The sequence below is a fragment of the Paenibacillus sp. MMS18-CY102 genome, from assembly GCF_009789195.1.
Lineage (GTDB): Bacteria > Bacillota > Bacilli > Paenibacillales > Paenibacillaceae > Paenibacillus_T.
Genome location: NZ_WSTC01000021.1, coordinates 16580 through 41619, shown reverse-complemented (window position 1 = coordinate 41619; position 25040 = coordinate 16580). Strand labels below are relative to the sequence as shown.

At 49.0% G+C, this 25040-nt stretch carries 25 protein-coding genes, 1 pseudogene and 1 riboswitch; of the genes and pseudogenes, 11 read left to right on the top strand and 15 right to left on the bottom strand.

Annotated features, from left to right (window positions below; all coding sequences use genetic code 11):
* Positions 1–144 precede the first annotated feature (144 nt).
* The 3 genes from GON22_RS16370 to GON22_RS16360 are packed head-to-tail and all read left to right on the top strand — an operon-like array spanning position 145 to position 4596.
* The gene (locus GON22_RS16370) at positions 145–1842 is read left to right on the top strand and encodes an Hsp70 family protein (protein WP_160397178.1); all 1698 of its coding nucleotides are present in this window, start codon (positions 145–147) and stop codon (positions 1840–1842) included.
* Positions 1842–3911, top strand: coding sequence for a CDC27 family protein (locus GON22_RS16365; protein WP_160397177.1), 2070 nt, complete (start codon positions 1842–1844; stop codon positions 3909–3911). The genes GON22_RS16370 and GON22_RS16365 overlap by 1 nt, the downstream gene beginning before the upstream one ends.
* A gap of 16 nt (positions 3912–3927) precedes the next feature.
* The gene (locus GON22_RS16360; RefSeq protein WP_160397176.1) at positions 3928–4596 is read left to right on the top strand and encodes a DUF1266 domain-containing protein; all 669 of its coding nucleotides are present in this window, start codon (positions 3928–3930) and stop codon (positions 4594–4596) included.
* Positions 4597–4692: 96 nt separating this feature from the next.
* Here GON22_RS16360 and GON22_RS16355 read toward each other — a convergent pair whose 3' ends face one another.
* The 3 genes from GON22_RS16355 to GON22_RS16345 all read right to left on the bottom strand — a co-directional run bounded on the left by GON22_RS16355 (position 4693) and on the right by GON22_RS16345 (position 6288).
* Complete coding sequence (locus tag GON22_RS16355; RefSeq protein ID WP_336604325.1) at positions 4693–5307, bottom strand: IMP cyclohydrolase; 615 nt, start codon at positions 5305–5307, stop codon at positions 4693–4695.
* 97 nt (positions 5308–5404) lie between these two features.
* Positions 5405–5481: riboswitch (ZMP/ZTP riboswitch) on the bottom strand.
* 8 nt (positions 5482–5489) lie between these two features.
* Positions 5490–5924, bottom strand: coding sequence for a hypothetical protein (locus GON22_RS16350; protein ID WP_336604329.1), 435 nt, complete (start codon positions 5922–5924; stop codon positions 5490–5492).
* Positions 5925–5937: 13 nt separating this feature from the next.
* Positions 5938–6288 carry an ASCH domain-containing protein gene (locus tag GON22_RS16345; protein ID WP_160397173.1) on the bottom strand — a complete coding sequence of 117 codons (351 nt, stop codon included), beginning with the start codon at positions 6286–6288 and terminating at the stop codon, positions 5938–5940.
* 158 nt (positions 6289–6446) lie between these two features.
* Between GON22_RS16345 and GON22_RS16340 the strand changes: the two genes are divergently transcribed.
* Positions 6447–6776 (top strand): hypothetical protein, encoded by a 330-nt coding sequence (locus GON22_RS16340; RefSeq protein ID WP_160397172.1) that lies wholly within the window; start codon positions 6447–6449, stop codon positions 6774–6776.
* A 162-nt stretch (positions 6777–6938) separates the two neighbouring features.
* Here the strand turns inward: GON22_RS16340 and GON22_RS16335 are convergent, their stop codons facing one another.
* The 7 genes from GON22_RS16335 to GON22_RS16305 all read right to left on the bottom strand — a co-directional run bounded on the left by GON22_RS16335 (position 6939) and on the right by GON22_RS16305 (position 13551).
* The gene (locus GON22_RS16335; RefSeq protein ID WP_160397171.1) at positions 6939–7154 is read right to left on the bottom strand and encodes a hypothetical protein; all 216 of its coding nucleotides are present in this window, start codon (positions 7152–7154) and stop codon (positions 6939–6941) included.
* 290 nt (positions 7155–7444) lie between these two features.
* A complete protein-coding gene (locus GON22_RS16330; protein ID WP_160397170.1) occupies positions 7445–8404 on the bottom strand; it encodes an MraY family glycosyltransferase in 960 nt (319 codons plus the stop codon).
* Positions 8405–8815: 411 nt separating this feature from the next.
* Positions 8816–9496 carry an HAD family hydrolase gene (locus GON22_RS16325; protein ID WP_160397169.1) on the bottom strand — a complete coding sequence of 227 codons (681 nt, stop codon included), beginning with the start codon at positions 9494–9496 and terminating at the stop codon, positions 8816–8818.
* Positions 9497–9518: 22 nt separating this feature from the next.
* Positions 9519–10043, bottom strand: a complete 525-nt coding sequence (locus GON22_RS16320; protein ID WP_160397168.1) for a DUF6886 family protein — start codon at positions 10041–10043, stop codon at positions 9519–9521.
* A 67-nt stretch (positions 10044–10110) separates the two neighbouring features.
* A complete protein-coding gene (locus GON22_RS16315) occupies positions 10111–11694 on the bottom strand; it encodes a sensor domain-containing diguanylate cyclase (protein ID WP_160397234.1) in 1584 nt (527 codons plus the stop codon).
* Positions 11695–11858: 164 nt separating this feature from the next.
* Complete coding sequence (locus tag GON22_RS16310; RefSeq protein ID WP_237179194.1) at positions 11859–12347, bottom strand: DUF975 family protein; 489 nt, start codon at positions 12345–12347, stop codon at positions 11859–11861.
* A 346-nt stretch (positions 12348–12693) separates the two neighbouring features.
* Positions 12694–13551 carry an AraC family transcriptional regulator gene (locus GON22_RS16305; protein WP_160397233.1) on the bottom strand — a complete coding sequence of 286 codons (858 nt, stop codon included), beginning with the start codon at positions 13549–13551 and terminating at the stop codon, positions 12694–12696.
* A 125-nt stretch (positions 13552–13676) separates the two neighbouring features.
* Here GON22_RS16305 and GON22_RS16300 point away from each other — a divergent pair, with 125 nt between their 5' ends.
* Positions 13677–14681 carry a Gfo/Idh/MocA family oxidoreductase gene (locus GON22_RS16300; RefSeq protein ID WP_160397166.1) on the top strand — a complete coding sequence of 335 codons (1005 nt, stop codon included), beginning with the start codon at positions 13677–13679 and terminating at the stop codon, positions 14679–14681.
* 27 nt (positions 14682–14708) lie between these two features.
* Entirely contained in the window at positions 14709–15641 is a 933-nt protein-coding gene (locus tag GON22_RS16295; protein WP_160397165.1) for an aldo/keto reductase, read from the top strand.
* 116 nt (positions 15642–15757) lie between these two features.
* On the opposite strand, the gene GON22_RS16290 is transcribed toward GON22_RS16295, so the two are convergent.
* From GON22_RS16290 to GON22_RS16280, 3 genes are all read right to left on the bottom strand, one after another.
* Positions 15758–16021 carry a hypothetical protein gene (locus GON22_RS16290; protein WP_160397164.1) on the bottom strand — a complete coding sequence of 88 codons (264 nt, stop codon included), beginning with the start codon at positions 16019–16021 and terminating at the stop codon, positions 15758–15760.
* Between the two features lie 392 nt (positions 16022–16413).
* Positions 16414–16776, bottom strand: a complete 363-nt coding sequence (locus GON22_RS16285; protein WP_160397163.1) for a hypothetical protein — start codon at positions 16774–16776, stop codon at positions 16414–16416.
* A 50-nt stretch (positions 16777–16826) separates the two neighbouring features.
* The gene (locus tag GON22_RS16280; RefSeq protein ID WP_160397162.1) at positions 16827–17744 is read right to left on the bottom strand and encodes a cation diffusion facilitator family transporter; all 918 of its coding nucleotides are present in this window, start codon (positions 17742–17744) and stop codon (positions 16827–16829) included.
* A gap of 392 nt (positions 17745–18136) precedes the next feature.
* Here GON22_RS16280 and GON22_RS16275 point away from each other — a divergent pair, with 392 nt between their 5' ends.
* Together GON22_RS16275 and GON22_RS16270 are read left to right on the top strand one after the other, a co-directional pair.
* Positions 18137–19747 (top strand): hypothetical protein, encoded by a 1611-nt coding sequence (locus tag GON22_RS16275; protein WP_160397161.1) that lies wholly within the window; start codon positions 18137–18139, stop codon positions 19745–19747.
* A gap of 75 nt (positions 19748–19822) precedes the next feature.
* Positions 19823–20296: a hypothetical protein gene (locus tag GON22_RS16270; RefSeq protein ID WP_160397160.1), complete on the top strand. Its 474-nt coding sequence runs from the start codon at positions 19823–19825 to the stop codon at positions 20294–20296.
* A gap of 172 nt (positions 20297–20468) precedes the next feature.
* Here GON22_RS16270 and GON22_RS16265 read toward each other — a convergent pair whose 3' ends face one another.
* Positions 20469–20810, bottom strand: coding sequence for a DUF1801 domain-containing protein (locus GON22_RS16265; RefSeq protein WP_160397159.1), 342 nt, complete (start codon positions 20808–20810; stop codon positions 20469–20471).
* Between the two features lie 39 nt (positions 20811–20849).
* Positions 20850–21836 carry a phosphotransferase gene (locus GON22_RS16260; RefSeq protein WP_160397158.1) on the bottom strand — a complete coding sequence of 329 codons (987 nt, stop codon included), beginning with the start codon at positions 21834–21836 and terminating at the stop codon, positions 20850–20852.
* Between the two features lie 236 nt (positions 21837–22072).
* Between GON22_RS16260 and GON22_RS16255 the strand changes: the two genes are divergently transcribed.
* The 3 genes and pseudogenes from GON22_RS16255 to GON22_RS26765 all read left to right on the top strand — a co-directional run bounded on the left by GON22_RS16255 (position 22073) and on the right by GON22_RS26765 (position 24947).
* Entirely contained in the window at positions 22073–22864 is a 792-nt protein-coding gene (locus GON22_RS16255; protein WP_160397157.1) for a hypothetical protein, read from the top strand.
* A gap of 283 nt (positions 22865–23147) precedes the next feature.
* Positions 23148–23711: pseudogene (locus GON22_RS26140) on the top strand (S-layer homology domain-containing protein); the annotation flags it as partial.
* A gap of 264 nt (positions 23712–23975) precedes the next feature.
* Complete coding sequence (locus GON22_RS26765) at positions 23976–24947, top strand: BclA C-terminal domain-containing protein (protein WP_442954383.1); 972 nt, start codon at positions 23976–23978, stop codon at positions 24945–24947.
* Positions 24948–25040 lie beyond the last annotated feature (93 nt).

The window sequence follows — 25040 nt, the reverse complement described above, 5'->3', positions numbered from 1 at the left end:
TGGGCTATGCAGCCGAATTTCTCTCATTAATTATCATTTTTCATGAAATTTCAGGGTTTTAAGGATGTACCTATCAAAATAGTTTGCTATAGTATATGTAAAATATTAGTTTATACATAACAATGCAGAGCGAGGTTACGCGTAGTGACAACTATAGGAATTGATTTGGGCACGACCAACAGCTTGGTTGCCTACTGGACGGAAGAAGGTCCTGTCATGATTCCGAACGCATTGGGATCAACACTGACGCCTTCCGTTGTTAGCGTAGATGATAATAATGAAATTTTGATTGGTGAAATCGCTAAGGAACGTTTAATTACCCACCCCCACATGACCGCAGCTATATTCAAAAGGGCAATGGGTACGGAAAAGATCTTTCAGCTTGGCAAATTTACATTCACGCCTCAAGAGCTCTCCTCCTTTATTATTAAAGCACTCAAAGAGGATGCCGAAGTGTTCTTGGGACACGGCGTAACCGAAGCGGTTATTAGTGTTCCGGCCTATTTTAATGATTCGCAGCGCAAAGCAACGAAACAGGCAGCGGAACTAGCTGGCTTAAAGGTCGAACGGCTTATCAGCGAGCCGACAGCCGCCGCTATAGCTTACGGATTGCACCAGAAAGAATTGGAAACGCAGTTTCTTGTATTTGATTTGGGCGGGGGCACGTTTGACGTTTCGATCTTGGAGCTATTCGAAGGGGTTATGGAAGTTAAATCGATTGCCGGCGACAACTTCTTGGGCGGTGAGGATTTCACGGATGTGCTCGCTTCCTACTTCATTGAATCCCAAAACATTGACATCAACCAACTAGATGCAAAAGCCCGCTCGCTTATCAATAAGCAGGCAGAGCAATGCAAGCTGGCGCTTGGGCAAAGCCAGTCTGCATCTATGACGACCGTACTGAATGGGCAAACATATGAGGTTAAGCTAGACCGTATGGATTTTGAAAAAATATGCTATCCGTTATTGCTTCGCCTCCGCAAACCAATTGAACGCGCGTTGAATGATGCTTCCCTCTCTACCGATGAGCTGGACAGCGTCATTCTAATCGGAGGCGCAACCCGGATGCCCGTCATTAAGTCCGTCATCAGCAAAATGTTCGGGAAGTTTCCGTATTCCCATATAAACCCGGATGAAGCCGTCGCTATGGGGGCAGCCATCCAAGTGGCCCTCAAGGAACGCAATGAAGCGCTTAAAGAAATGGTGCTAACCGATGTATGCCCTTATTCGCTTGGCATTGATTTGACTAAAAACTTGGGCGGGGACAACTATGAGAGCGGCTATTTTGATCCCATTATCGAACGCAATACACCGATACCGGTAAGCAAGGTGGAGCGCTATTGCACGATAAGGGACAATCAAACAACGGTTAGGTTCCAAGTCTATCAAGGGGAAAGCAGGCGTGTGGAAAATAACATCAAGCTCGGGGAAATTAGCATCTCCGTACCCGCAGCTCCCGCAGGGCAGCCTATTGATGTTCGTTATACCTATGACATTAATGGCATTCTTGAAGTAGAGATTGTTGTGATAAATACCGGGTCCAACACCCGCGCCATAATTGAGAAAAACCCGGGCACGATGACCGCGGAAGAAATTGATTTGCGGTTCCAGGCGTTAAAAGACTTAAAAATCCATCCTCGGGAACGGACGGAGAATCGGCTGCTGCTCGCAAGAGGGGAACGGCTCTATGAGGAATCAATTGGCGAGAAGCGCCACCAAATTTCCCGCCTTATGGAAGCTTTCGAAGCTATGCTCCTTACCCAAAATAATAAAGAGGTAAAAAAAGCTGCCGAGAAGTTAAAAAGCGAACTAGATTTCCTCGAAAGATGGCGTGACTTCTAATGAGCATTTGGACCATACTCGAAATTGAACAGACAACTGATCTAGCCGCTATAAAAAAGGCTTACGCCCGGAAGCTCAAGCTGCATCATCCTGAAGATGATCCAGCAGGCTACCAGCAATTGAGGCAGGCTTATGATATCGCGATCAAAAATGCAAAGCGAGCCGCTCGACTAGCAAGAGAGGCTGATGATGATGATGATGCACTTCCAGAACAGGTCCCTGCCGAACCGGCCGCTGCTGAACCAGTCCTAGAAGATTCGCACTCGCACCCTGCACCCCGCGTCGTATGGCCGGATGGCGATGAGAATCATCATGATGATAATTCACGTTCGATGCCTACGCCACGTGCGGTATGGCCAGATGGCGATGAGGATCATCATGAGGATGATTCACACTCGCAACCCGCACCTCGCATCGTATGGCCGGATGGCGATGAGAATCATCATGAAGATGATTCACGTTCGGCGCCTACGCCACGCACCATACGGGTACGCGAAGATTCGCATCATGAGAGCCCAGCAATGCTCGTTCAAAACTTCATCAATAGCATGCAAGCAATCTATGATGATTTTGCCTCACGCATTAATGCCGAGAAGTGGAGAAGCTTGCTCAGCTCAGATGTGCTGTGGCGGGTAGGCACTTATGATTATTTTCAAACGGCAATATTGGAGTTTCTAACGAGACGCCATCATCTTCCGAAGACGGTCTGGTTACTGCTCGATCATCACTTCTCTTGGAGCCAGAACAAGCAAGAATTGCTGGAGCAAAAGCCAAACCCTATACTTCCTTACATCTTTCAACAGTTAGAATCAGATGCCGAGCTTTGCTATTCCTTTATTAGGGCAGAAACGCTCTCCATGCTTGCCCTTGAAACCTTTCTCGACTGCCGCGAGAAGGCGCTGAACGCCCTCATCGCTAATGATTTGCAGGCAGCAGGAGCAGCCATTTATCAAGCATACGCCATTTATGCAGAGGATCCCGACTTGCTAAGGCTGCAAGGGGAATATTGGCTGCGCGAAGGCAATGCTGCGCACGCATTAGCCGCATGCAATCAGGCCGTTCGAATCGTTCCTAATGAGCTGGATAGCTACCATTATCGGGCGAAAATACTCTACCAGCAAGATGACATTCCCGCTGCACACGCCGATTGCCTAACGATGCTGAATCTAGTCCCAAGCCATATTGATGCGTGCTATTTACTCGCACTTTGTGAGTTAAAGCTTAACCACTTAGAAGAAGCCAAACGATTGTTCACGCTCGTCCTTGAACAGCGCCCGAACCACCTTGAGATCAAAGCGCATTTAATCAACATCGAACAACAGTTAACGAGCGGCACACCAGCCGATAATCGCTTCGATCAATCAAGGCTGAAACCAAAACCGCTCCTGCTGGACTTCCCGCTCCTGCTTGTTAAGAGGGCATGGATGTTGATCCTTGCCATCATATGGGCCCATTTCCTATTAAGCGGCATATCTGATAGCTACTCCTACACCGGAAACAAGACGATTGCTTTGCCGTTAGATGAAATCGAATGGAAGGTGTTCAGTTGGCCCGAGACTAGCTTCCTTAGCAGCACTATAACTCCTCACACAGAAGAATCACTTCGGATTAAAGACGCTTCTTATCTAGGCATTGTCCGTGTTCAGGATAATGGGGGAAAAGGCGATAAGCCGTCATTTATGTCCCAAGACGAAGCGCAAATTAGAAATAAAATGGGCAGCATTAGCGGCTATTTGAGCGTGGGCATGTACCAGAACCAAGCATACATCCTTATTACGGACTATGAAAGCGCGAAGGAAATTTCAATTCAGCATAAGATTTCGCTTAAAGGCAAACTAAAAACGTTCGTTGAACCCAAGTTATTAGACACCGTTCAAGATGAATTTGAGCCATTCAATAACCGTTACCATATGGCCAAAATCGATAACTACCAATTTATTGAAGCCGATAATGCTGGTGTACAGAATGATACGCGAGTGGGGCTAACCATTATGCTCTTGATCATTTCCGTTCTATACTTCTACTTCATTAGGGAATTGTATCGATCGTACCGCACGGTACTGCACTAGCGGGAGGAGAACTGTCATGCCAGAAAATACAGCCAAATATAATAAGCATGTGTGGCGATACACCCGAACCTTATGTGCGATTTGTTTTCATGGGAATGAACATAAATATATGACGCATTACGGGCTCGGCAAAATCAGGGACGCTTTTCTAGGCCGGTCCCGGCTAAAGAGGAAAATGTACACAACGCATAAAATACCGAATGTTGAAGCCTTCAGGCATGTAGCTAGGTGGTACTTAACCGAAGGCAACCGCCTAGAATTTAACGAAATGCAAAACAGGCTATCTGTACTATCCAAAGCCGATCGCCAGAAGTACATGAGCCGCGAACACGCGGATGCAGAGCAGAGCCATAAGCTAATGGTCGCTAATGACTATTTGATGCTGTTGCCACGAGCCGGCATTATGGCCTATGACTTTGCATGGCACATTTACTTATGCCAGATTGGACATGCGGTTGGATACTTAAGCAAACCCGAGGCTCTGGCGAAAATAGTTCATGCAGCAACTTCGCTTCAACAGAATTATAACAGCTGGCATGAATTTTATACGGCCTTTATGGCGGGGCACCGATTCGTTCATAACGATACCCATCTTCACAAGGGAGAACGCTTAATGGCCTATATGCTAACTCATCCCTCCAGCCCTGCTCGAAAGCTAGACTGGCAGACGAAGCTGATTGTATAAAGAAAGCCGGGAGAAGGGCTTGGAGCTTACGCTCCACGTCCTCTCTCGGCCCTTTTTGGTTATCGATTACGTGCAAACGGTCCCGCTTCTCCAAATCTATTTTTTATTGCGAATATGGAATTTAACTTCTCCTGTCTGAGCATCAATGAACTTCACTAATAGTGCGATCTTGTTGTCCTCGTTAAGCTGTTGCCAGTAGAACGCCGCGGTTTCATCCATCGTCTCGAATAAGGGCACTTCGAATGGCTCACCTTTAAAAGGCCTCAGTACGCCACCCTCCTCCGAGCGATAGGTATGAATGCAGTGGCCTGTCCCTCTCTTGAACCCGCTATAGCCATAATAATGGCGCAGGCATGCCGATGGGTCATTGTCATTCGTCTTGAGAATCGATAAGCTATAGCTATTCTGGCCCGTGTCAATGACCGCTGAAATTCTTGGCGTATAATGTGGCCCATCCGGCTCGAATTCCCGCAGCGCTAGCGATTGTTCGAACGTCCGTCCTTGGTGCAGCCCTTCATAAATCGTATCCGTCTGGTCCCCATTCGTCACGATATGTGAGCTTCCCCATTGCCGGACCGGATAATAGATAATGAGCGAGGGATCTTCCATTAACGCAGGGTCGTATGCCCGGTTCTTGACGCTCGCCCCTTCTAGCTCGAATACACGGTTACGGCTGTTCGCGCTTCTCCCCATAATCCAATATACCTGCACGTAATGCGACTCAGAACAGCTTCTGCTGGGCGGTTGCCATTAACCAACACTCCTCTGCCATTTAAACACAAAGAGGCAAGGGGAATGAACCTCCCCTTACCTCTGCCCAGGCGTACGGCTATGCCTTATATGCTCCCTCATGGTTCCCCATGTTCGCCAGTCACATATAAGCTCTAGATTGCCTACCACAACGAAGGCTTCACGATCATGAACGCCAACATGCTCAGCAGCAGCACCAGATAAATCCATAATGCCCGATTCAGCAGCCGGATGATCGCCTCTTTGTTCTGGCCAGGCTCATTGAATTTACGAATCTTGGGCGAGAAAGCCCGTGCCAAGAAGAGCAACGAGCCAACAAGAAGCACAATGGTCATTACAATCCATGAGGTTGACCACGCCCACGACCCAACTATCACGAGCAATATGCCCGATGCAACGAGCACATGGCCCGCATGCTTCGCCAGACGGATAGCCGACCGGAACGTGTTCAGGTAGGCATTCTGCTCTAAGGGTTCCGCCGCCCTTAGCCTCTTCATGACTGGAATAAAAATGAAAAAGGGCCCTATGGACATAATCGCGCTAAGAATATGTATATAGAGTAAAACCGAGTACCATATATCCACTTGCTAACTATTCCTGAACGGCGCGGAATTCATGTACCCATACGCGCATATGCGGAAGCCATGGCATACCCGGGTGGTAGGATAAAATCGAATCCTTATACTGCTCAACCGTCTCAAACCCCTCTTGCTTCGCATGCTCGTCGGTCAATTCGCCGAGCGATTGCGAATATACCTTCTCCACTACAAAGCGGTGGCCTTCAAGCTCCATGATCTCCCCAACATCCGCATATCGGCCGTTGCGGCGCGTTGCTGTCTTGATTCCTGCAATTACTTTCTCCACATCAGGCTTTACCGTAACCAGGCGTTCAATCGAGCAAGTTTTCGGCGGCAATTCAACGTTTTCATTTGGATTTGTCATTTTTATCATCCTCCTAAGCAATCTCATTACTTTACCATAAATAGAATGCCTAATCTATCCATTTCGTATACCGTGCCCAATGTTACCTCTTGCATTCCTTATAAAACCGAGTATAATAGTCGGTATATAAGTCATATCAGAGAAAGAAGGCACTCCTCATGAATCAACGTAGACAGCAAACAACCTGGTTGGATGATTATCTAGACTTGTACAATTATGCAGGCCAATTGCATGATGCCCCGTGGCAAGAGGAGCTGCTAAATACGATTCGAACCGGACCCCCTGCAGACTTGAACGCAGATCAGGAAAAACCCACACAACGGCAAAAAGAGCTGTGGACGGAGTTCCAAGCCTTGAATAATAAGCTTATAGAATTGTTCGCATTGATCAAATCAAGCAAAAATCAACAGGAGTTAGAAGGCATTCGCCAAGCAATGTGGGCTTTGAAAAGAAGAAGGTTAGAAATCGGTCGCCAGTTAGTCGCTTAAACACGAGGATCACGTTTTAAAAGAGGAATGCGGCATGCAGTTCGTCTGCTCTGCCAGCAGTGGGTAACTAAAGAGGATAACTATTGCATACATGCATATGTTCTGCAGTAAGGGCTGCCTATCGAATCTGGGAAATTCGGTTTGGCATGTGTGTAGCTGAGCTTACATCGACATTTGTTTAACTTCGGTCATCATGTTCATCATCCGCGTCATCATTTCATCGCATTGTTGCATGTTGTTCATCATCATGTCCATGTCCATACACGCCATCATGTCTTCGGATTTCATACACTCCATCATTGTCATCATGCCGTTCATGCGCGTCATCATGTCTTGCATACACATCGTCATCATCATGTTCATCGCCATTTTTTCCATTTTCCCTACCACCTTGCTTTACATATTTTTCTTCCTTTTTCAAGATACTATACTCGCCTACTAAGGTCAAGAGAAAACTCTTGATTATTTTTTCGTTCTATGATAACATACTATACCCACTAGAGTTGTTGAGATTGTCGGGAATAGAAGATTTTGGATAGGCATTGAAGATCTATAACAATGACTTTGCGGATCGAACAACACCAAAATAAGCCCTAAGCAGCGTGCGGCCGGCACATAACCAGGTCCGAATGCCGCTTAGGGCTTTATTTAGCTGAGGGGACCTGCTTTCACACGTTCAGCAGCAGCAAAATGATCGAAAACAAGCTAAAGCAGCTGCTGATGAGGTACAGGAACAAGACAACCTGCTTCGGATTCAGACCCGTCCGCAACAGCCGGTAATGCGCTTGGCTAGCATCTGCCTGATAGATCGGCTTGCCTTGAACGAGGCGCTTTAGCACGACAAAAATGTTATCAAAGATCGGAACGCCAAGCGCGAGAATCGGGATAAAAATCGACAGTACCGTCGCCTGTTTGAATGCGCCATCCAGCGCAATTACAGCTAAGATAAAACCGAGGAATGTTGCCCCAGCATCGCCCATGAACACCTTGGCGGGAGGCTTGTTGTATCGCAAGTACGCGACGGTAACGCCAACGAGAATGATCGCCATCATCGCGGAATCGCCCTGGCCTTTGGCTAATGCGACTACGAACAAAGTGACAGCCGATATGGCGGAAAGCCCTCCAGCAAGACCATCCATGCCATCCGAGAAGTTAATAACGGTCGTCACGCCGAAAATCCACAGCACGGTCAGCATGAACTGCAGCCATTCAGGGAAATTGATAAAGCCATCGCTTAATGGATTATAAAAGCCGTGGAACTTAATGCCCGAGGCATAAACCAGCACAGCGGCGGACACTTGAACGAGCATTTTCGGCAGTGCCGGGAAGTCCTTCCCGTTCGTTTTGTACCAATCATCAAGCGTGCCAATCACGAGCAGCAGCAACGATCCGGCAATGATCGCGAAGGTCTGTGCCGTAAACCCCTTGGCGTAAATAAAGTAAGTCGCGATAAACCCGATAAAGATCGCATAACTTGCGGTGAGGGGGATCGGCTGCCGATGGATTTTGCGCTCGACGCCCATGCGAGGCTTGTCCACAAAATCGAGGCGGAACGCGAGTTTTCCAAGCGGCGGAATCAATACATATACGATGGCAAACGAAATGAGAAACGCAACTGCATACACCATAAGATGCTTCCTCTCCAATTCATTATTTTATTATCAAACCGTGTCAAAACTTGTCCTCTTATGTACCGACGCTTAGCATGCCCACAAAGTTCCAAAATGAATGAAATAAAAAAACGACGCCTGATGGGCGCCGTTCGGCGTGCTGGGAGAGCTCGATCTGGGGGAGCCTAGGGCATATAAATCTGCCTTATTCGGCAAGTCCGCTGGGGGGAGTGCGAATAGGACAGAGAAACCTGCCCTATTCGACCGTTTAGCTCGCCAGAGGGCGAATAAGATAGGAAAACCTCCCCTATCCTGCCGTTTAGCTCGCTGACAGGCGAATAGGACAATACAACAAAAAAAGAACCACAGTGTTTTCACAAAAAACGCAGGTTTCTCTTTAATCTGAACAACACCCCGCGGGCGCCATTGCTATTGCTTATTCCACTCCCGTACATGGTCCAAAAGCTCTGTAAAATCTTCTATGCTCGCATCCGCCTCTACCACCGTACCCAGTTCGACTTGGGCATCATTTTGTTTCCACACCGCCCTCATCCCCAACTCGCGGCTAGCCCGAATATCATGGTCTGGATGGTCACCTACGAATAGGGCCTCTCCCGCTTCAACACCGAGCTTCGACAACGCAAGTTTAAAAATGGCCGGATCAGGCTTGCGCAGCCCCTCCCACTCCGAAATCAGTACCGCATCGAATAGATGGCTGACCCCCAGTGCCATGAAATTATCATATTGGAACTGACCGTAACCGTTAGACACTAACACCATCCGAATGCCGCTGTCCTTAAGCTCCGCCAAGACGCTCTTCATGTTAGGAAACCCGATACAATGCCGCTGGAAAGACGCCAAATAATCATCCAACAACGCTTGCCATGTGAGCCCCTGAATCCCGAAATCCTCTAGTAACTGTTGATATACTTTGTCCTTCCACACATTGCCGTGACAGTCCAGCGTAACGAATTTGCCGACGAAAGCATCTTGGCTAACGCCCTGCAATTGCGGAAACCTATCGTATTGATCTCGGGCAAACGGCACAAGTGATGCATCCCGGTCCAGCAGCGTTCCGTCCAAATCAAACAATATCGCTTGAATGGCCATATGTACCTCCCCCCACGAACACCTATTGGCTTCTTCCTCTGGCAAACCTCATTCTGCACATCGACCAATTGAAGCTGGTTTGTTGAATTTTATCAGACAAATCCCACAAGTGGTCCATCACCCGCACCTCGACGTTGCGATTGATGAGCTCCCCAAACAAATCATCCATCATGATTCGATTAATCGGCACCTGCGTTATTTCGCTTACATAATAACCAGCAGTACTCTCTTGGACATAAAAACCTGCAGGGTCAAACTCATAAACATACAACGTGGTGCTCCTCATTATTTCAAACCATTTATGCTCGATGGCTACCACATGCTGCAATGATTGGGAGGACAAAAACCGTTGTTTATCCTCTTCTGTTGTCGTTTCATTACAGTGGTAGGCCACTCTCGGGCAATTGCGCGGTGTTAGAAAATTAGGCAAGCAGCGCTCATTGATTGCCCAAACGAGCTTCGTATTAGGGTCAAGATCTTCTCTTGTCGGCGTTCTCGGTTCGAACCGCGTAATCTCGCTTTCCTCGCTTACATGAAATAATCTCATCTTGAAGCCTCCAAGCAAAAGCAGCCACCCTCTCGTCCAGACCGGTGGCTGCTTTATTAATTTCGTACTATCCCGCTGCCTTCGTCCGATTGCGGCCGGTTCTTTTAGCTTCGTAAAGCGCTTGGTCTGCCTGCTGGAACACCTGCTCGAAGTCGCTAGCATCCTCCGCACACTGTGCAACGCCAATCGATACGGTGATCGGGCTGCCTGTCGGGCTGATGCTGCGTTCCGCTTTGCGGCGTACGCGTTCAGCTAGCATCGTTCCAGTATCCAAGCTTGCCGCTGGAAGAAGCACAATAAACTCCTCTCCGCCCAAGCGGCACACAAAATCGTCTGCTCCGCTTTCCGCCTGAAGAATACGCGCTAGATGGACAAGCGTCTCATCTCCTATATGATGGCCGAACTTGTCATTTACGCCCTTAAAATGGTCGATGTCGATCACGAGCAGCGTGTATCCGCCTGGCATGGAACGCCGCTCCATTAGCCATTCCTCAAGCCCCGTCCGGTTAGCCAGTCCCGTGAGATTGTCTGTTCGGGCTTGCAGGCTCATCTCATCTGCTTGGGTTTGCAAGCCCTGCACGGCCTTCATCATTGCCTGTGATAAATGATGCGCCTCATAATTCCAATGTCCCTCCTGCAAAGGCAGGTGCTCGACCCGCTTGCCTGCTGCAATATTGCGTGCCATTGCCGTTAGCTGGATAAAAGGCGAAGCCAGCCTATGGCCGATCCATAAACATAGGAGCAGGAACGCCGCCACCAGTGGAACCGTCCATGCTAACTGAGCTTTCATAATCGCCATCTTTGATTGCTCGACAATAGCAGAAGGGGATTGGAACACGACGCCCCAGCCTAAATCGCCTACCCGCAAGTAACCTACCAGATCCGCTCCTTCACGCGCATTATCGATGGTTGCGAACCGAAGTTTCCCATCGCCAAATGTAGACTGCAGCGCCGCTGCATCCACCACAACCTCACGGCGGCGCCCATCCGGATTCAGCAGCAGCTCGCCGTGCCGATCTACGATGTACGCGTACGTTCCAGCATTGCTTTTGATCGCATGGTCAAATACATCGCTGAACACATTTCGCCCCTCCAGATCAATTAACCCTGCGATAAACTTGCTAGGCGGCTCGCCCGGCCGTTGAATCGGATGCGACACCATAACGACGCGATGCCCATCTGAATTGACGAACGGGTCAGATACTGAAGGCCCACGGCCGGCGCGAAGCGCATTGGCTGTCGCCGACTTTTCTAGCACACTCCCTAAGCGAATGCCTGCATTGGGCGTCGCCGCCAGCACCCTGCCGGATTCATCCGCGAGCAATGCTCCATTAAACAAGCGGTCTCCCCCAAGCAGCGGCCCGATTAGAGCGGGAACATCCTCCATCGCCAGCTGTTGATCGGCTATTAACCGCGCCGTGCTGCCCAGCTCGTGAAACATCAGGTCCTTGATCGTATTTACCGTTGTCGATAAATTCCGCGCCCCTTCAAAATTCGCCTGCAGCTTCGAATCGGCCAGCGTTTCATTCTGTTTATTAATCGCGACTGCCATTAAGATGACGGTCGAGCCTATCAACGTGAAAGCCAGAAGCGCGACTAACACGCTTTTTAATTTTATTTTTCCCTGTCCCATGAACCCTGCGCCAAACATAAACACCGTGCACTCCCTTGTAGTCAGTTCGTATACGAAGACAAATTTCAATAAAAATATCCATATTTCCTGCTTCGTTCGCAAACTAGATACAGAAAAAGGCCCCAAGCGGGGCTCGGGCGGCTAATCGCCACAACCGTGCACCACTCAAGTCCTCCATTTCATTACAAAGGTTTTGCAAAAGGATCTGCTGCAATATAGTCCGGGAAACGGGGAGCACCTTTCGTTCTGAGGTCTTCATAGAAATGGGCGTAAGCCGTGCTCATGTACGGGACTAACCACAAATATCCGATGTAGAAGGTTATTAAGGACAAAATATGCCACCCAATGAATGTAAGCTGTAAAACAAACAGTCTCCCTTTGTTTCCTGCCATTATTTCTTTACTCCGGCGGATCGCCTCAAGCGCACCAATCTCCGGGTTATCCAAGAGGATGTAATAAGCTTGCGAGTAACGGTATTTGGCGATAATTCCAGGCACAATCAATAGAAGCATCCAAAGGAAAGTAAAGAGTGAAACAAAGAACCAAAGGCAGAACGCTCTCCAAATTTGAGGGAAGCCGCTCATTACAGTAGTTGCCGCCGGTCTCTCGTACCGCGCCAAACTAAGGAAGAAACCAGAAAACCCTAACATAATAGCACCGCTTGTAAACATCGAGGCCAGCCCGCCGAAAATAATGCCTAATATGGCAATCCCGATCGTTACGAGCCCACATAACACGAATGCCCCTATTGCAGTCCCCCAATTGCCATTCAAACTATGTCTTGCTCTTGCGCGCAGTTCTGAAGAAGTTGGATTCACTAACGAATTTCCCCCTATGAAATATTCTATTCATTTAATCTTGATATATAATACGACAAAACCTCTAATATTTCCTTATATTTTCCCAAATTTTCATATACAACCTTGAAATCTATACGTAACCACCGAAAAAATGAGAAAAAAGCCTAACTTAGTAGGCTTCTCTGGTCGTTTATTGTTCTTTTATGGACTATCCCAATTACGGCCGCCCATGCCCATGAACGTCATACAGCTTCCGGTAGGCCGTAGGCGTCATTCCCTCATGCTCCATAAACCGCTTGTTAAAATAACTAACGCTCGGGTATCCCGCTTCCTCTGCAATTTGCCCGATATTGTCCTTTCGCCGCTCCAGCAGCCATTGCTTTGCGGCTTGCAGGCGGCTGCGCGTAATGAAATCCATTGGCGTCATCTTTGTTGCGTTGCGAAATAGCTTGCAGAAGTAATAAGGCGTTACGCCGAGCCGATCGGCCCAATCTTCCAAAACGAACGGCTTCGTTGCCTCCTGTTGCATAAGCGGAAGAAGGCCCATAATGCGGTCGCCTGAGCTAGCCGTCTTATCGCGGTTCAACACGACAGCCTGCTCAACGAAGATCGTCAGCAAGGTGTATGCAAGTGTCGATAGTTGAACTGGACGCAGCATCCGATGCGCTTCTGCCTCCTGAAGCAGCTCCTCATGCATCTGCACCCATGCGCCGGATTGGCGCAGCATCCATAATGAGCTCTTATGCAGCCCCTGCTCCAGCAAGTAATCACGCAGCCCACTCCCGCCATAGAAGTGAAACCATCGGATGCTCCACGGCTCCTCATAGCTGCTGTAATATCGTTGCTTCTGCAGCGGAAAATAGAGCACTGCTTCCCCTGCGCGCAGCTCATGGACGATGCCGTCCAGCTCAACATGCCCTCTGCCAGAAACGACGTAATGGACGTTAAAATTGTTCAGCGCTCCCGCCTCCCGTGAGACGCTGTGCTCCGGATCATCATAGTAATGGCCCACCGATTCCGGGAAGCAAAAGTACGGCATATTCGGGAGCGTCAGCAATAGGCTTTGCCGTTGCAGTGCAACCACCTCAATAACAATATTGTTGTAATGTAATGCAATATATTATCATTTTAATTTTAATAGCCGTATCCTATAATCGCAATATAATCATAACCATTATCGAAAAAGCGAGGGATTGAACCGTGGCTAACAAGCTCAAATGGGGCATTATCGGATGTGCGGGAATTGCGAAGCGTGCCGTCATTCCGGGGATACAGCAGTCGGCGTACAATGAGGTAGCCGCTATCGCCAGCCGTGATGAAAGCAACGCCAAACAAACCGCCGAAGCGCTCGGCATTCCGGCCGCATACGGCAGCTATGAGGCTCTTCTCGCGGACAGCTCAATCGACGCCGTCTATATCCCGCTTCCGAACCATCTCCATAAAGAATGGGCGATTAAAGCGGCGGAGGCAGGCAAACATATTTTGTGCGAAAAACCGCTTGCCTTAACTGCGCAGGAAGCGGCTGAGATGGTCGATGCAGCGAGCCAAGCAGGCGTCCTGCTCGTTGAAGCGTTTATGTATCGTTACCACCCACGTTATAGCATCCTGCAAGATCTCATTGCTTCAGGCGCAATAGGCGAGGTGCGTGGCATACGCAGCGCTTTTACGTTCAATAATGCAGCAGATACCGCCAACGTTCGATATCGCCAAGATTGGGGCGGCGGCTCCATCTACGATGTCGGGTGCTATCCCATCAGTGCCGCACGACTGCTGCTCGGACGAGAGCCAGAAGCCGTGACGGTGAATGCGATGTTCTCACCCGCCCATGACAACGTTGACATGATGGCTTCGGGGCTGATCGAATTCGGCGATTCGGTAGCGCTTACGTTCGACTGCGGCATGTGGGCTGCATTCCGTAATCCACTTGAGGTGCTAGGAAGCGAAGGCATCATCGAAGTGCCCTCCGCCTTCATTACGCCAACGGCAGAGAGCGGCAGCATCTTCTTCACCTCCGGGGGCGAGCGCCGGGAAATTGAGGTCCCTCACGTAAATGCTTATTCTGAACAGGCTGATCATATCGCCCGCGCCATTATCGAAGGCACGCCTTTGGCGTTCCCAGCCGCCGATGCGATTGCCAATATGAAGGCAATTGACGCTTGCCTCCTGTCCGCCCGTGAACGGACGAGAGTCGTCTTGCCGCAATAGATTCCCATTGAGGAGGAAATGGATACGATGAAGCACATTACAGTGGCAGGGCTGCACAAGCCCGTTTCCCAGCTGATGAAGGGCTCGGACTATTTTACGCATAACAATTACGATAAGGCAGCAGCCAACCTCGATGCTTTCTTCGCCATCGGCGGCAACGCCATCGATACTGCCCACATCTACACAGGCGGAGAGAGCGAAGCTGTTATCGGCCGCTACTTCCAAGAACGGGGCAACCGCGAGCAATGGGTTATTCTAACCAAAGGCGCGCATCATGACGAGAACGGTCCGCGTGTGAACCGCGAAGCGATTCGCAGCGACCTTGCAGAAAGCTTGGAACGGCTCCAAACCAGCTATATCGACATGTACGCAGTGCATCGCGACGATCTTTCTGTTCCTGCAGGCGACATCATCGAAGCGTTGAACGAGCATATAGCATCGGGTGCAGTTCGGTCCATTGGGGCATCAAATTGGAGCTGGCACAGAATGCAGGAAGCGAATGACTATGCAGCGGCAAAAGGGTTGGCCGGATTTTCCTTCAGCAGCCCGAATCTCAGCTTGGCCAAAGCAAACGAACCATTCTGGCCAGGCTGCGTATCCGCCGACAGCGGTGCGCTCGCTTGGCATAGGCAGACGCAGCTGCCGCTGTTCGCTTGGTCCTCCCAAGCCAGAGGCTTCTTCACCGGCCGCTTCTCGCCGGAGGATCGCACCAATGCCGATCTCGTCCGCGTCTTCTACAGCGACGGCAACTGGGAGCGCCTTGCGCGTGCGAAGCAGCTAGCGGAGCGCAAGAACGTAACCGCGATTCAGATCGCGCTTGCTTATGTGCTGAATCAGCCATTCCCGGCTTGCGCCCTCATCGGCGCGCAGTCTGCAGAAGAGCTGCGCTCATGTGACGAAGGCTCCCGTATCGCGTTGACGCAAGAAGAGCTCGATTGGCTGGATTTGACGGTGGAGTGACCCATTTTGGGGAGGCGCGTATAAAACACGGTTTTTTGTAACAGAATGCACGGTATAACAGCCCTCCTTTTGCTTGTAGCTCTGAGAACGGTTGGTTTTCGCCATCCGTTATCAACCTACGACATGAAGCAAATACGGTGGGCTGTTTTTTTGCGTCTAGCATGGCTAGCTTCTCGCGGCTTTAGCCGCAGACCGCCCGCCACCGCGCTAAACGTTGCACGGTAGCCGATGCTGGCCACTTCGCCAACTAAAATGCACCTTGCTGGTGCGCTCGCTCCAGACGTCCGCCACTTCGCCACCATGCTGGCCACTTCGCCAACTAACTTATGCACCTTAATGGTGCGTTCGCTCCAGACATCCGCCACTTCGCCAACTAACATTTGCATCTTGCTGGTGCGTTGGCTCTTGGAGCTGCGTTCAGTGACGGAAGTTTGTTGGGTTGCGCGCTAACGGACCTGAGCGCCGTTATTCCCTCTCAAAAGCAGGCTTTGAAATTCTAACGGACTCAGGAGCCGTTATCCATCCATATTTAGGCGAATTATGCGCCTCAGCGGCCTAATAAGGGCTCCTCGGTCCGTTAGAATCTGAAAAAGGCTGATTTGCGCCGAATAACGGCCCTCAGGTCCGTTAAAATTTAAGGGGCTACAGGCCGCACGGCTGCCAGACCGCCCGCCACGGGTGCCGGCAGCCGTGCAACTCCGCAAGCTGATGCACGCGCAGCCGCAAAAAACCGGGAAGCCGCCTCTACGGCAGCTTCCCGGTTCTGCTTGCTTTAGCCCGTCTTCACCCGGGCCCTCATTGGCGGCAATTGCCGCGGGATTGCTGCAGGCAACTGGCACTGGCTGCAGCCGATCGGCAGCTGGCAGCGGACCGTAGCCAACCCGCCGCAACGTAACCGGCCGCAGGCCGCTAGCTGCGACAGCCAATGCTGCTGCCATTGCAGCCTGTGCAATGAAAAAGGCACATTAGTGGCGAAATGCAGCCGGCCATTGCATTTTGTGCAACCGTCAGCATACAAACCATACGCAGAACGCCCCAAAACGAGCCAATTAGCAGAGATCGCGGATGAGCCATTGTACCAAATACAATGGCGGCTCGCATCATCGTCCTCGAAGCCGTTGCCGTTGTACAGCATGCAATGGCAGCATCCTCAGCAGCCCTGCCCATGCACAGCAACACCCCTCGTTACTTGCCCTTGTTCGAGTGCCCCTCTTCCTCATACCAAGGGTTTAAGTGGATGAGCACTTCCTCCACGTCGGTGTGATGGTTCATGATCGTCTGTTTGATTTTGCGGGACACATCATGGCCTTCTTGGACGCTCAGTTGCGCTGGAATGCCGACTCGAACGTCGACCATGACATATTGGCCGAACTCCCTCGCGCGCAAGCGGTCAATCCGTTTTACCTCATCCACCGAGAATACAAGCCGCTCATATTCCAGTAGCTTCTCCGGTGACACGGCCTTCTCCATTAACACATCGACTGCGTCCTTGCCCATATGGTACGCAAGCTTTAGTACGAAGTAAGCGACCACAATGCCCGCCGCTGCATCCCCGTAGCTTAGCATGCTAATATCGAGCTTATCGCCGACAATCGCCGCACCGATACCGATGACAGCAGCCAACGACGCATACACATCAGCCAAATGGTCGTAGGCCGTAGCCTCAAGGCTCTTGCTGCTCGTCTTTCGGCTAAGCCGAATGCAATAGATGTACAGCCACTGCTTCCACACTAACGAGACCGCTGCAGCAATCAATGCAATAACGCTCGCCTCAGCAGCAATATGAAAAAATGATGTAATCGAGTGATAAGCAATGAACAACGCTGCGAACACCATAACGATGGCGACGATCGCAGAGCCGATCAGCTCGCTTTTGCCATGGCCATAAGGATGGTCGTCATCGGCGGGCTTCTGCGCAACCTTTGCTGAACCTAATGCCGCCATCGTAGCGATCACATCGCCCGCATTGTGCACGCCGTCTGCGATAAGCACCTGGCTATTGAATAAAAACCCGACGATCAGCTTAATGCCCGTCAGCAACAAATTGCTGATCAAGCTTATCCAGATTGCAAACACACTCGATGAACCTCTTTCATTACTCACAGCACAGTACCTCCATCAATCCCTTTAAAAAACAACGGTCTTAATCATAGATGATGGAGGGTGTGTGGGTCTAGAGAAACAGTGTTGTCGTCCGCCTCAATAGTAAGTACGGGTCAACAAAGTTGAGTCCGTCCAAAAAACTTAGAAATATTTGGATATTATCTTCGCGACATTCATGCCTAACGAGAACTGGAGGATCTCTTTCAATTGCTTAAGTACGGATAGTTCATACGCTACATCGTTCTCGCCAATGCCATATGTCTCAAGAAAATAAAGCATTAGTCTGGAGTTGTTCATTTGACGATATTCTTACTCAAGGCCTATTCACCTTCCTAAAGCTTTGAATTAGAGTTTAGTACATAAAGCAAAAAACTTACATAGGAGGAATAAAATTGTTACGAAAATCAATTGCTGGATTTGTAGCCGTCGTTCTCATTGCAGGAACAACAATTCCACAAGCTGCAATGGCGGAAACTAGTGCATCTGTATTTGGTGTAAAAAGTTACGATCACGCAACTGATCTAGGATGGGGACCATTAGCTGGTAATGATGATGCAACTTGGTTTGCCAATAAACTCGTTGGCACAGCTAGTTTTCCTTGGACACCTGTAACAACACAATATAATGCTGACGTAACACCATCAGACTTTACTAACGCTAAAAGTGATGACGTAATTTATTTTACGGGTCATGGAAGCACTAACGGAAGTCTGGCTCTAAAAGCGTATGCCGGTAATAACGCCCCCGTAAACTCATATGTGAATTGGGATACAATTGGTTCATCATGGAAAGGTTGGGACAATACAGACTCCGAAGATTTTGAAATTGCAATTTTTGCAGCATGCAACGTATTAAAAAAGAACTCATGGGCTAATGTGTTAAGTTATGGCGGACATCATCTGCTAGGATACCGTGACCCGTCAAATGAAAATACCGATTTGTCCATTATTGGATCATTCTATAATAAAGCGACTGGTGCAACTGGTGGCGCTCCAATAAAAATTATTGATGCTTGGAAATATGCCAACACCGATTATAGTGAGTATGATTGGGCGGTTACTGGACATAAAAATAATGAAAATGATTACTTCTATGTTTCATCGGGCATGACTGCTGATCAATCAGGGACAAGTGACATTTATCATTGGTATAATGGCGGTGGGTTTTATTTATCGGTTTCGTCCCTTGCCACGTCTCCTCTTGACAGCGATGAGAGCTCAAAACTAAAAGAAAGTGTTGTGCTGAAAAAAGAGAATATTGATATCGATAGAATCGCCCAGAACTTAATGAAAATGCAAAGCTTGAAACAAAAAATAAATAGAAGTAACAATTCTGTGTATACAGATGGCGCATCAACACTAATCGAATATCCATCTGGCGCAATCAATTATTATAGAGAAATGTCGGAAAAACCAATTGGGTTCAGCCCTGATGAAGCTTTAGTACAGGCCGGGAAATTTTTAAAACAAAATGGTGGACTTCCTTCCGATGCGCAACTCTCTGCCGTTATGCCTCAGATCACAGAAGATGCCAATACTCAACAACAAGTAACAAATGGTTATCTACTTGAGTATAAACGTAAAATTGATGGCGTAACCGTTGATGGTTACGCCGGAGATTCTATAAAGGTCATGATCGATAGCGAAGGGATTAACTACTTCTTTAGGCTTTGGAGAGAAATTGACCGGACAACTGCTTCGAAACCAATGACACAGATTGTGGACTTCGAAAAAGCCAAAGAAGCAGGAGAAGAATATCTGAAAAGAAATAATAAAAGCAATCTCATGCGTGAGTTTGATTCAGCAGAATTGGTATATTTCTCGAACTCGTTCTTTGTCGAACAGTCAGAATTAACACCTGCATGGAAAGTAACAAGTGGGTCTGACTCAGCTTACGTTAATGCAGAGAACGGTGAAATAATTGACGGGGATGAATTTTTAGATAACATGTTTGAAGAGATTAACAAGAATTATGAGATAGGTGAAGTTAAGTTTTCCGAATAAATAAAATCCAAGGCCTGAGTTTAATCATTCAGGCCTTGGATTTTTGAGTCTTTAATTAATGAAGGGAATGATTTTATGAAAATTATTAAAAACAATGTTTTTTTCAGAATCACTTTATTGAATCTATTTATGATTTTGATTTTTTCAGCTTGCTCTCAATCGAGCAGTAATTCATCACTCACTGGCATTAATGAGGTTTTATACAAAAATAATAATAAATATATTAATATCAAAGAAGATTCAGGACAGTATAATGAAATTATTCGACAAGTCAACATCATTTTAGATTCGAGAAAGAACATATGCAGTAAATGCTTTGCAGAAGATTATAAAACGCATCTTGAAAATACGAACCGTTTACTAGCGGTAAAATTCAATGGCTCAATTGAAGTGCTGCCTGGTAAAATTGGCGACAAATTAATCATCCCATTGGATGGCTCCTCCCACTCATTCGCTTTCGGAGTCGATCGCCTCGATCATCAATATGAGGTGGACCGTGAAGAAATAGAAAAGCTGCTGGAGCTATTAAAGATATCCGTAACCAGCTGAAACCCATGAATCCGTGATGACAAAGCGCGGTAGCTTCCAGTCTTGCAACGCAGATCTGAATTGACGCCTTTTGACCCCGCGCTGCTTTATTAATGAATATCGAAGGCTACGCAATTCTAGGGTTCAACCTCGCTACTAAGCGAAGTGGGACCTTTTTTTGTGTGCCTGCAAATTACAACCCAAAAGCCGCCTGGCTAACCAACGCAGACAACAGCTCGCTGTCTACCTCCTGGCCTTGGCGAATCTTAGTCGTCTTTCGCTCTGCCGGCCCGTCGAATAGCCCTTCTGGAAGCGACAGTTCGCTTGCGTTAAAGATCGTGAAACTGACCGCTTCTTTGGATGTGGAGATAACAGCCGCGTACTTGCCATTTTTCAGAAAATGGGGCTTCTTATACTGGATCCGCTCCTGAAAATCCGGAATAGCGCCATGCACCAGAAGACGCAGCTGCGTGCATAGCTCCTTCTGCCAAGGCTCTTTCACCGTTTCAATAAAATCCGTTACTTCTTGATTCATCGCTAATCGCTCCTTATTTGAATAGAATCGTTATTTGGCCTACATGCTTCTCTCACGAAATTCCGCAATAAACCCTTCCAGCCACTCCTGCCCGTAATCCAGTGCGCCCAAATCAGTCGGGATAAAAGCAACATCCAGGCTCATGACCCACAGCCTTCGAATGCTGATGAACAGGCCGATTGCCGCCTCATCTTGTTCAGGCAACGCCCGAATAGTGCGATACCCTGCCAGCAGCGCTTGCCACAGCAGCTCCCGATTGTGTTCCGGCTGCCTTTTCCGCGCCTTTACTTGCGCCAAATCATACGCACGCCAGCCCTTAGCAGACCATTCAAAATCATAATGGGTAAAATGCGCCCCTTCCTGAAACGCATTGTTATTGCCATGCATATCCCCGTGGCAAATTCCCCAATCGAGCCCCTGCTTGGAAACGGCGGCAAGCCGGTCTAGTAAGGAGGCGGCATATGACCGCAAGAATGGCGTATGCTCATGCTGCTCGCCAATATAGCCTACAATTCGTTCAAGCGGCTGGTTAATAAGAAAGCCAGCATCCAGCTCATGCCGTGGCCGCTGCAGCACTAGCCCATCCATTGCGGCATGCAGCTCGGCGGCCGATTGGCCGAAGGCATAGCAGGACGCCTCATCTGTGAGGCCATTTTCCGTCCCATCGATATGCCGGAAAAGGACTGCCATACGCCTCCCTTCTGGCGCTTCCAACACGGTGTATCCGCTGCCGTCTGTTTTGCAGATCGGCTCCGCCACATTGGTGACTAACGACGAACGAAGGTCCGCTTTCAACTGCTCTAGCAAGGACAGCTCATAAGCAACATCATTTTCACTAATGCCATGGCGGTATATCCGCAAAATGAATAACCCGTTAGAAGTCCGAACGCGGTATGTATCATTTAAGCCTCGCAACCAAAATAAACATTGTTCCCAGTTTCCCAGGCCATACTGGCCACTTAATTCAGAAACTAAATATTGAGGATTCAGTACAGAACGTAAAGCGATAGGATTGTCGGTGTGCATGATGATTCCCCTTAAAAGTTGTGGTAAGTTTTTACTTATTGTACAGATCTACCATAACAAATCTTCCGATCCTTTGGCGATATTCTTTTCAGCCAATTGACACGATTCGGAGCCCGTGCTACTTTATTAGTGAATATCGAAGGCTATGCAACCCTAGGGTTCAACCTCGCTACTTAGCGAAGTTGGACCCTTTTTGGCGTTCATCCAATCAATCAGCCAATGGAAGGAGCATTACGATGGACAAAAAACAAGCGTTACTGCAACGGTTAGAGGGCATCGGCAAAGTGCTGGAGAAAAACGGCGATGTGTTAGCCCTATTCGGGCTAGGTTCGGTGGGGACGGAGACGGCTCGAATCGACGACTATTCGGATCTCGATTTCTTCGTTGTAACCGCTCCGGGGAGCAAGCAGCGCTACATCGACCGAGTGGATTGGCTAGAGGAGGCCCATCCGCTCGCCTACGCGTTTAAAAACTGCGACATCGGCTCCAAAATATTGTTTGAAGATGGCATTTATGGCGAGTTCGCTGTGTTCGAGGAAACTGAGCTTGAGCACGCTTCGTATACAGGAGGCCGCATGGTGTGGAAAGCCCCGCATTTTGCCAACGATGGCATTGTCTCTGGGAAAGCGGCCATTCCGTCCCGGCGGGCGTCCTCCCTCGACCACGCGGTAGGTGAAGCGCTGACCAATCTCTACGTTGGGCTTGGGCGGTATGCGCGGGGCGAGAGGTTATCTGCGCTGCGGTTTGTTGAGAGCTATGCGGTGGACAGCATCCTGTCCATTCTTCATTTGGTCGAGCCCGAGGTCGACTATTACCCCGACGTGTTCGGCAATGAGCGGCGTGCAGAGGCACGGTTTCCGCAATTTGCGGCGGGTATCAGCAATATGATGCAAGGCTATGGAAAGGTTCCCGAGTCCGCGCTTCAGACGCTTTCGTTCTTAGAGAATATCTATCCAATTAATCAGCGAATGAGCAGCGAAATAAAGGCATTGGCCGCACACTGCATCAGCAAGCGGGATTCACAATAACCCCTTTCGGACAGAAGCATTACTGAGACAGGTTTGCAATCATTTTATATATACAATTTCAACCAATTAAAGCGATATTCCATTGAAAATACTGATTGTTATAAACTTGAATTTTAAATATACTACTCTATGGGACTATGTAACTACTAATTTAGTAGATAACAATCATATTTTCATCATTAATTAATTGGTTTAAGCAAAATGGTTTAACTGTCATCTTGTTAATGCATAAAGGGAGTTGTGGAAATTGAAGAAGGATGTTAAAAACGTAGTCGTAGCAGGCATGGGCCTCCTCATGCTTGCTGGCCAAGCGGGACAAGCTCTTGCTGCCAACAACGCTAATTTTGACGATGTGAAACAGTTGCCTTGGGCACAGAAGTATATTACAAAAATGGCGCTGCTCGAAGTCATCGAAGGGCGGGAAAACGGCAAGTTCGATCCACAAAGCAACGTGTCGAAGCAAGAGGCTGTCGCAATGGCGCTTCGCTTGATGGGCGCTGACCAATCGGCTGTTACAGGCGATGCAACGCTGCCAGCAGATAACTGGGCTAAGCCTTATGTCACACTTGCGCTCCAGCTTGGATTAATTGAGAAGTCCGAGCTTACGCCGGCGGGCACAACGATCTGGGGCCAGCAAGCTGCCTCGCGCGAATGGATTACTGAGATCGCTGTCAAAGCAATCAACCGCTCGAAGGAAGCAGCAGAGTGGGCGAATGAAGCGGCTACATTCAACGATCGCGCCGAAATTTCGCCGAAGCTGCTCGGCTATGTAAACGTTGCTTATAAGCTAAAGTTGATTGAAGGCTTCCCTGGCAACCTGTTTAAGCCTAAGGCGCTGGTAACGCGTGCCCAAATGGCTGTTATCCTTAGCAATTCACTGCCTTATCTCACTGCAGATAACAAAGAGGACGCTGCACAGCGTGTAGCCTTCGGTGTTGTGGCGGCGGTTTCCGCGAACAGCTTAACTGTCACGGTTCAAGGCAAAACATCCACATATAACGTGACGCCAGATACGGTCATTTTCGGCAAAAATTCAGGCGAACTGAAATCGGTTAGCTCGTTAGAGAACGGCCAAGCTGTATCAATCGTTCACACGGGCTCCGATGCCAATATGATTGAAGTAACGGAAACGTTAATCGTGCCAGAAGACATGCTAGCCAAGCTCAGCAAGACTGGCGCCACGGGTGCTACCGGCCCTGCCGGCGCGACGGGTGCGCCTGGATCGTCAGGTTCACAAGGAGCACCCGGCGCAGCCGGTGCTACGGGTGCACCAGGTGCTGCTGGTGCGATCGGCGCGACGGGTGCACCAGGTGCGCAAGGCATTCAGGGTGTTACCGGCGCCACGGGTGCGACGGGTGCGACGGGTGCGCAGGGTCTCCAAGGCACGGGCGCAACTGGTGCAACTGGAGCCCAAGGTCTTCAAGGCATTACTGGCCCAACGGGCGCGACGGGTGCGCAAGGCCTTCAAGGCACTACTGGCGCAACGGGCGCTACTGGCGCTCAAGGCGTTCAAGGCGCTACCGGCGTTCAAGGCAACACAGGAGCAACTGGCGTTACCGGAGGCATCGGACCTACGGGACCACAAGGCCCGCAAGGCGTTCAAGGCCCTCAAGGCAATACGGGCGCGACTGGTGCAACAGGTGCGACAGGTGCCGCTGGCACGATGTCCAGCTACTTCCTTGGAGCAACTGGAATTTCCGCTCCTTTGATGGCACAAACAACAGGTACGAGTGTACCCTTCGCTAGTGTGCAGATGAACGGAATCCTCCCATTGGGAATGAATGACCAATTTCTTATTACTGCTGCTGGAACTTATCTAATTCAATACGAGATGCGCTTCAATGGATGGTCGGACCGAATATCTGCCCGTGTAACGGTGAACGGTGCCGTAATTCCACAAAGTGACATTCAATCGACCACGTCGGTCTCGTCGCTTTCCGATATGTCGATCGTTCATCTTAATGCTGGAGATATTCTTTCGCTTCAAATCGTCAGCCCTAGCAATAACTACCCGCTCAATACCACCGACTTCCAAGCCGGCAATGGCGTTTCGCTGAACATTGTTAATATCAGCCCTAATTAACCTATACTATAAATAGACATACTTTTTTTCGCCAGCCTGCTGCGTTCCGCAGTGAGCTGGCGAAATTTGTTGAGTTGCATGAACGCATAAGAC